The 7,008-nt window shown below is 58.9% G+C and carries 7 protein-coding genes and 1 tRNA gene; 1 reads left to right on the top strand and 7 read right to left on the bottom strand.

The genetic code is table 11. The features are described 5' to 3' along the window. The 4 genes from pheA to sppA form a co-directional block, all read right to left on the bottom strand. A partial coding sequence (gene pheA, locus NW856_RS14050; protein WP_414400742.1) for a prephenate dehydratase occupies window positions 1–842 on the bottom strand: 842 nt, incomplete at its 3' end. A gap of 4 nt (window positions 843–846) precedes the next feature. Next, the gene (locus NW856_RS14045; RefSeq protein WP_414400741.1) at window positions 847–1,215 is read right to left on the bottom strand and encodes a late competence development ComFB family protein; all 369 of its coding nucleotides are present in this window, start codon (window positions 1,213–1,215) and stop codon (window positions 847–849) included. Window positions 1,216–1,398: 183 nt separating this feature from the next. Next, window positions 1,399–2,673, bottom strand: coding sequence for an alanine racemase (alr, locus tag NW856_RS14040; protein ID WP_414400740.1), 1,275 nt, complete (start codon window positions 2,671–2,673; stop codon window positions 1,399–1,401). 44 nt (window positions 2,674–2,717) lie between these two features. Next, complete coding sequence (sppA, locus tag NW856_RS14035; protein ID WP_414400739.1) at window positions 2,718–3,755, bottom strand: signal peptide peptidase SppA; 1,038 nt, start codon at window positions 3,753–3,755, stop codon at window positions 2,718–2,720. Between the two features lie 262 nt (window positions 3,756–4,017). On the opposite strand from sppA, the gene NW856_RS14030 reads away from it, so the two are divergent. Beyond that, a tRNA-Ala gene (locus NW856_RS14030) sits at window positions 4,018–4,090 on the top strand. 304 nt (window positions 4,091–4,394) lie between these two features. Here the strand turns inward: NW856_RS14030 and NW856_RS14025 are convergent. The 3 genes from NW856_RS14025 to NW856_RS14015 all read right to left on the bottom strand — a co-directional run bounded on the left by NW856_RS14025 (window position 4,395) and on the right by NW856_RS14015 (window position 6,874). Next, entirely contained in the window at window positions 4,395–4,673 is a 279-nt protein-coding gene (locus NW856_RS14025; protein WP_011432303.1) for a hypothetical protein, read from the bottom strand. A 147-nt stretch (window positions 4,674–4,820) separates the two neighbouring features. Beyond that, the gene (locus NW856_RS14020; protein ID WP_414400752.1) at window positions 4,821–5,813 is read right to left on the bottom strand and encodes a heme o synthase; all 993 of its coding nucleotides are present in this window, start codon (window positions 5,811–5,813) and stop codon (window positions 4,821–4,823) included. A gap of 53 nt (window positions 5,814–5,866) precedes the next feature. Further along, window positions 5,867–6,874, bottom strand: a complete 1,008-nt coding sequence (locus tag NW856_RS14015; RefSeq protein WP_414400738.1) for a COX15/CtaA family protein — start codon at window positions 6,872–6,874, stop codon at window positions 5,867–5,869. Window positions 6,875–7,008: the final 134 nt, after the last annotated feature.

Raw genomic sequence — 7,008 nt, 5'->3', positions numbered from 1 at the left:
GGCTGGCCAACAGGATTCTCCAGATCGACAAAAAAGACATAAGTCCCTGCCGATTTTTTGGTGGGGCGCGACTCAATACGGGACATGTTTAAACCTCGCTCCGCAAACACTTGCAGAGGTTTCAGCAGTGCTCCCGGCACATTGTGGGGCAGGCTGAAGGCCAAGGAAGTATGGGATCCCCCCGGAGAAGCAGGATCGGCAGAGGTTTCACCCTGTTGACCGGAACGCGAGAGCGGCGCACGGCCAATAACCCAAAAGCGGGTGCAATTATCGGGGTGATCGTTGATCGGACAGGCCAAGACCGGCAGTTGGTAGAGGGTGGCAGCTCGTTCTGAGGCGATGACGGCGGCGTTGGGCTGCTCCTGCAGGCGGTCCAATTCTTCGGTGGTCGAGCGGGTTGGGATCAAAGTGGCCTGGGGCAGATGGGATCTCAGCCAAGCCTGACATTGGGCCAAAGCTTGCGGGTGGGAGTAGACCTGCTCAATTTGCTCCAACCGCGAGGCACGTCCGATGAGGGCATGGCGAATGGGCAGGATCAGCGCCTGCCGGATCCCTAGCCCCTCCAGTTGCCACAGGGCATCCAAGGTCATCGAAACCCCGCCCTCTACGGAGTTTTCCACCGGCACCACCGCCCATTGTTGCTGGCCGACAGCTACCGCTTCTAAACAGGCGCTGATCGTTGGGTAGGGCACCAAGGGATGGGATCCCTGGCTGTGCAGGTGAGGCTGCTCAGGGCAGGCCAGCAAAGCTGCCAACTCTGTGTAGGTTCCAGCAGGGCCAAGAAAGGCCACCGGCGAAGGGGAAACGTTCGCGCTAGCGGAGCGCAGCTCCATCAGAGCCATTTCTTCAATTGTCGCTAGGGGCCAGCTCTAACTCTATCGCCTCGACGTCGCGCGGCAGCAAAGGACATTCAGGTTCTGGGCAACGGGGATTGGCCGCTACCTTGTCCATGGCCTTCACCACCTCCAACCGGATCAGCCTCTGCAACTCCTGATCCGCTTGAATGGCTTCTAAAGTTCGGAGAGAGCCGTGAAAACTGGTGGCGTATCGAGGCTGGAGGTTGTTCAAAGCCAGGGCGGCAGCATCGTTACAGAATTTCTCGCAGAAGCAGTAGCGCTGTTGACTCTCCATCAGCAGGATTTCATTGACCATCTCCAGAACAGCCCGTTCCATTTGATTTTCCAGGCTCTTCAGAGGCTTATGTTGCTCCGCCATCGCTACCTCCCAATGGGAACCGAATCCGCCGCTAAGTCACTGTTTTCAGTGATCAGGAGTGCCCTCGATTACCTTCGATGCTGCTCTACTCTCTGTTGACACGTCAAGTCAAGCCCTCTGCTGCCGACGCGAACAGCCTCTGGCCCGCTCCTATCCGTGCTTGAGGCAATCCAATCTGTCGTGTCAGGCATCATCAAAACCCAGAGAATTAACCAACACTCTTGGCAGACGGGCAGAAAGTCCACAGAGCAACTCATAGGAAATAGTACCCAACTGATCGGCCCAATCCTGCACAGATAAACCCGCATTTGCCAGATTGGGGCCCAGCAGCTCCACCACATCCCCCACCTGGATATCCGGCCTCTCGGTTACATCCCACATACATTGATCCATCGTGATTGTGCCCACCTGTTGGATCAAGCCGCCGCGCACCCATCCTCGCAGCCAGCCGGAAAGCCGCCGTGGGATCCCATCCGCATAGCCGATGGCCAGAGTGGCAATGCGACTGGGGCGAGAGGTGATGTAGCGATGTCCATAGCTCACTCCGGTCTGGGCAGGCACAGTTTGGATGTGGGTCAGCCGCGCCTTGAGTCGCAGAATCGGCTGCAGACCCGGCAGTTGCAAGTGGGGGGCAGGCGACAAGCCATAGAGGGCCAGTCCCAGGCGCACACGGGAGTAGTGGAGATGGGCCAGAGCGGCGGCTGAGTTGTCCAGATGCAGCGCCGGTAAGGGATCCCCGGCTTGACGGATCTGTTCTACCACCTGGGCAAAGCGGGCGTGCTGCTGTTCCATGACTGGAGAATGGGGCTCGTCCGCCGTCGCCAAATGGGAAAACAAGCTACAGCCTTCCAGCTCCGGGATCCGACAAATCTGCCCCCACACGGCTGCAGCTTCCTTCCAGGGGATCCCCAAACGGGTCATACCCGTATCCACGTTGACATGCACCGGGACGGGGCGCCCGGCCCAACGGGCTACCTGGCGCATCAGCGGGATTTGCTCTGCACAGGTGAGGCTGACCTCCAACCGGGCTGCCATGGCCTGCTGTAGTTCTGCCCAGGTATTCAAAGCTCCCAACACCAGAATCGGAGCCTGCAGCCCCGTTTGCCGCAACTCGATCCCTTCGGCCAGGGTGGCCACACACAGCCCCTTGGCCCCAGCCGCAACAGCCACGGGAGCCACCAACTGCGCCCCATGCCCGTAGGCATTGGCCTTCACCACCGCCCAGATCTCGACGTTTGAGCCTAGGCGCCTCTGCAACAGCCGCAGGTTTTCTCGCAGCTGGGCTGCGTCAATTTCCACCCAAGCCCGACTGGTCAACAGCTCCAGGTCGATGGCCCAATCCAGCTCCGCCAAGGAATTGGCCTTCTGGGATCCCTCTCTCCAAGTATTGCCCTGCACTCCCAGAGCAGCTGCTCTCAAAGTGCCCTGCGCCGCCGGCGCGACCGGTTCTCGATTCACCGTTCACCCCCCACACCCAAAACCCGTCCTGATTAGATTTAGGTTTAGCGCAAAGTCCACTCCGGCGCCATCCACAGCAACGGCACGTCTGGGATCCCGACGGTCTCGTTGCTCTCCAACAGCCGGCCCAGCCAAGCGGCTTGTCTTTGCGAGGACAATCCCTGGCTCAACAGTCGTCGCAGGACTCGTTGGAAACCCTCTCCCTCACCCGCCGGTGACAAAGAGGGATCCCCGGTCATGCGCCGCAGATCCTCCACCGCTTCGGTGTAGCCCCCCAAAGCATCCACCAAGCCCACCTCCACAGCTTGCGCCCCGGTGAAGATGCGCCCATCGGCCAACTGTCGCACCCGGGCTTCATCCAAGCTCTGCCGCCGCGCGATCATCTCTGCTTCCAGCACCTCATCTGCCTTTTCTGGCAAGTGCTGGCGTCCTCGGGCCACATCGCGAATGAACTGCTCGAGGGTATCCTCCACCAAGTTTTGCAGAAGGCGCTGCTCTTGAGGAGTGGCACTGCGGAAAGGAGAGAGAAGGTCTTTGTACTCGCCGGTTTTGAAGGTCTGCGGCTCTATGCCGTAGTTCTCCAGCAACTTACCAAAGCTGAGGCCGCTGATGATAACCCCTATGCTGCCGGTCAGGGTGCCAGGGTTGGCATAGATTTTGTCGGCAGCGCTGGCCACGTAGTACCCCCCACTGGCAGCAATGTTTTCTAGGATAGCGATCACCGGCTTGCCTGCTCCGTGTAGAGCGGTTACGGCACGGTAGAGTTCCTGGCTGGATCCCACAGCTCCGCCGGGACTGTTGATGCGCAGCAATACAGCCTTGACAGAGGGATCCCGTGCTGCCTCCCGCAACTGTTCCACAGGAGAAGTGGGCAGGCCTACCAAAGTCGAACCCCCTGGGCCGCCTATCGTTCCTTCCAGGGTGACCACCTCGATGCGCTCCGCCCCCCGTGCAGCCTCTAGGCCAACCCCGCCTCGGGTAGGCTCTGGGGCAGGGCGCGTGCCCCCGACAATGGCCGCAATAAGGCAGACGACCAGCAAAGAAGCCGCCAAAATGCGGTTAAGCTGAGTTTCTTGTGTCACAGGCCCCTCAATTGCCACTGACTCCGTTCTACCACCCCGCGGGCTTCCTGGGATGCCGGGCAACAAAAGGCTGAGGGCCGAGCAAACCCCACTGTTGCTTCCCCCCGGTTGAGCCATCCAAACTATTGACAAGGATCCTCCCCTTATCTAGTATGGGATCCCAGCACTTTTTACCAATAAGGCAGCTTCTACAGGCTGCAGGTGTAGAATGGAATAGAAAGTTGGATCCTTGAGCGGATTCTGACCTGAAGCAAAGTAAATCGGGGCTTTAGCTCAGTTGGTAGAGCACTTCAATGGCATTGAAGGGGTCAGCGGTTCAAGTCCGCTAAGCTCCATTGATTGTGAGTTGGTTATGATCCAACAGCATCCGAAGCCTGGAGAGTTTCCGGCAGGCCAGGGTTCTGGGACTCTTCAACCCTGGAACCTGCGAAGCTCACCAAGACGGTTAGCCCCGGCGAATTGACAGGCCAAAGGTTCGCCAGCAAGAACCAGGAGCAAAAAAACAGCAGTGGAACAAGGGATCCCCAGCCTTTCCCACAATTCACACCGATGGTGATATCGCTCCGTTCCAATCCAATGTCTTCGACCCAGCAATCTGTGGCCTCGTGGGAAACAGGCAAGGCATAGCGGCAAACCCGGTCATGGTTGCCCCTCTCCCTGGCGGCGGATCAAGAAGCGGATTTCCTGAAGGAGAACCTCAAAGCGTTGATCCGATTCAGCCTGCCGCTGCCTCAATTCTCTCAGCTCCTGCCGCAATTCTCGCACTTCCTGCCTTAACTCCAGGACGACTTCGGCGAGACGCCCTGAAAGGGTCTGCAAGGCAAGCTGAGCATCGGTAACCTGGGCAACTGTATTGGCCACCCTGGTCACAGCTTCGGCCAACTGGACAAACCGCGTCTCAATTTCCTCATTGGTCATGGCCGGGTGTGTCTTGCTTGGCTAATGATCAGCTCATTCTACCCTGCACGGTATGGAGTGTCACTCTCTGAGAATGGGCCGCAATTTTGAGGAAAAACCGGCTGGCCAACGGGGGTTATCAACCCAGGGATCCCCCATTCGCGCAAGTCAGCTGGCCAGCGCTATGAGGGTGGTGTAAATCCCTTGGAGGGACGCAGTGGCCTGGCTCCAGAGGATGTGGGTTAACGACCACCTATCCAGACCCATGGCCCCGCACAACAGCAGCAGATACAGGTTGGCAAACGTGAAGAGCGAGGCTGCCCGATCTCGATTGCAGGGATCCTGCAGCAACTGCACCGCCTTCCAAACCAAGAGGGATCCCAGCAGCGCCGCGACGCTCAGATAAAAGGATCCCAGCATTCCCAATGGGTAAACCAGCAACAGGCTGACCGGAACCATCAGCAGCGCGTAGAGCAAAATCTGCGCGGCAGTGAGTCTTTCGCCCGCGACCACCGGCAGCATCGGCACCCCGGCACGGGCATAGTCTTCCCGCTTCAGAATGGCCAAAGCCCAGAAGTGGGGTGGAGTCCACAAAAAGATGATGGCGAACATCACCCACGCGGCCCAGCTGAGCTCGCCTGTGGTTGCTGCCCAGCCCACCAAAGGTGGGATCGCTCCTGCCGCTCCACCGATGACAATATTTTGCGTGCTGGAACGCTTCAGCCAGTGGGTATAGACCCCCACATACACCAGGATCCCCGACATGGCCAAACCGGCAGCCAGCAGGTTGGTGAAAATAGCCAACAACCCAAAGGCAGCCAAAGCCAGGATCCCGGCAAAAATCAGAGCATCCCGCGCCCGGATTCGACCGGAAGGCAGGGGACGATGGCGGGTTCGCTCCATCATCCGATCGATATCGGTGTCATACACCATGTTGATGACGTTGGCTGCCGCCGCCGCCATTCCTCCCCCCAAAAGGGTGATGAAAAACCTGAACAGGTCGGTGTTGCCAGCCATCCACATGGCCCCAGCCGTGGTCATCAGCAAGAGGGCGATGATCTTGGGCTTCACCAACTGGCTGTAGCTGCGCAAAACCTGGACAAGCGCCTGGCGCTCGCACCCCAGAGCACATGGGCTCTGCTCAGAGGGGATCCCCCCCATCGGGTTCTGGTAGGAAGCCTGACGGTCGACTAAAACGCTATCTTGCATGAAATTCACTCACCGGTCATTTCTGCGGTCATGGCCATCCACTGGCCTTCTTCCCCCTGGGTTCGCATTCGCCAGGCCAGCACCGTAAAACCCAGCAGACAGGCCAGCAAAGCTGCCCCCATCATCTGATGGGCCACCGTTAGGGGTTCTACCTGCAGCCGGTAATGATAGGTCAAAACACCGATCCCCACCTGAACCAGCAGCAGGCCGACAGATCCATGACCCAGAAGCTTGAGGAGCCAGGGGATCCGCTTGCGCCGTAGCCCGGTGGCCACCGCTACTGCCAACACCCCAAGGGTGGCCGGAGCAACTCCCAGCAGGTGGCTGTTCATCACCCAGCACAGCTCGCCGGCAGCAAAGCATTGATGCAACGCCCATTGGGAGGCCACCAAGGCACCGAGAAGGCTCTGGACATACACCAGCAGCACCGCCCCCAAGCCCAGCCAGGGCAAGTAGCCGACGGAAAACGGTCCTTCACCCAGTCGTGCCGGCAGGACGAAGCCCTCGGAACCGGATCCTGTCAAGATCAGTAATCCCAGAGTAAGCAGAGTGGCAAAGAACAGCAGGCCCGTGCCCAAGTGGGCCGTCACAATATCAAAGCGCAGCAGCTCCGTGACCGTCAGCCCACCCAGGATCCCTTGCGTCAAGACCAGAACAAAAGCCCAGCTCAAACCCCAGGGCAGCCAAGTGGGCAATGCCTGACGCTTCAGCCAAGCAAACCCCATTAGAACCAAGGTAGCCAAGCCTACCCCAGAAGCCACCATGCGGTGAAACCATTCCAAAAAGACTTGCAGGTTCATCTGCTGGCTGGGCACAATTGCCCCGTAGCAAAGGGGCCAATCTGGACAAGACAGCCCAGCATTCATGACGCGGGTGGCACTGCCCAACCCCATTAACAGCCAAGTGGCCAATGCTAACCCCAGTAGGGCTTGCCCTATGCGCCGGGAAAGCTTGCCCGAAGGCACGGGATCCCGCCGGGAAGAAGGTTGGGATTGAGAGATCGAAGAGTCCATCGCAGTTGAAGGCAGAACATTAAGCCAACGGTTCAAGCAGCCTGCACTGAAGAAATCGGTTGGGCTGACAAGACGCAGCGGGTTCGGTAGCAGATGATTCTGAAAACGAGGGTGCAGGTTACTCGCTAACGAAC

This window comes from Synechococcus sp. R3-13 (assembly GCF_047462195.1).
In the GTDB taxonomy this organism is placed as follows: Bacteria; Cyanobacteriota; Cyanobacteriia; order Thermostichales; family Thermostichaceae; genus Thermostichus.
Note: the sequence above shows the minus strand (reverse complement) of the source record. Positions and strands in the feature narration are given on the sequence as shown.

Coding starts and splice junctions, on each gene's coding strand:
- NW856_RS14020 (WP_414400752.1), bottom strand. CDS start 5,813: ATGGGGGGGATCCCCTCTGAGCAGAGCCCATGTGCTCTGGGGTGCGAG.
- NW856_RS14015 (WP_414400738.1), bottom strand. CDS start 6,874: ATGGACTCTTCGATCTCTCAATCCCAACCTTCTTCCCGGCGGGATCCC.
- NW856_RS14025 (WP_011432303.1), bottom strand. CDS start 4,673: ATGACCAATGAGGAAATTGAGACGCGGTTTGTCCAGTTGGCCGAAGCT.
- NW856_RS14045 (WP_414400741.1), bottom strand. CDS start 1,215: ATGGCGGAGCAACATAAGCCTCTGAAGAGCCTGGAAAATCAAATGGAA.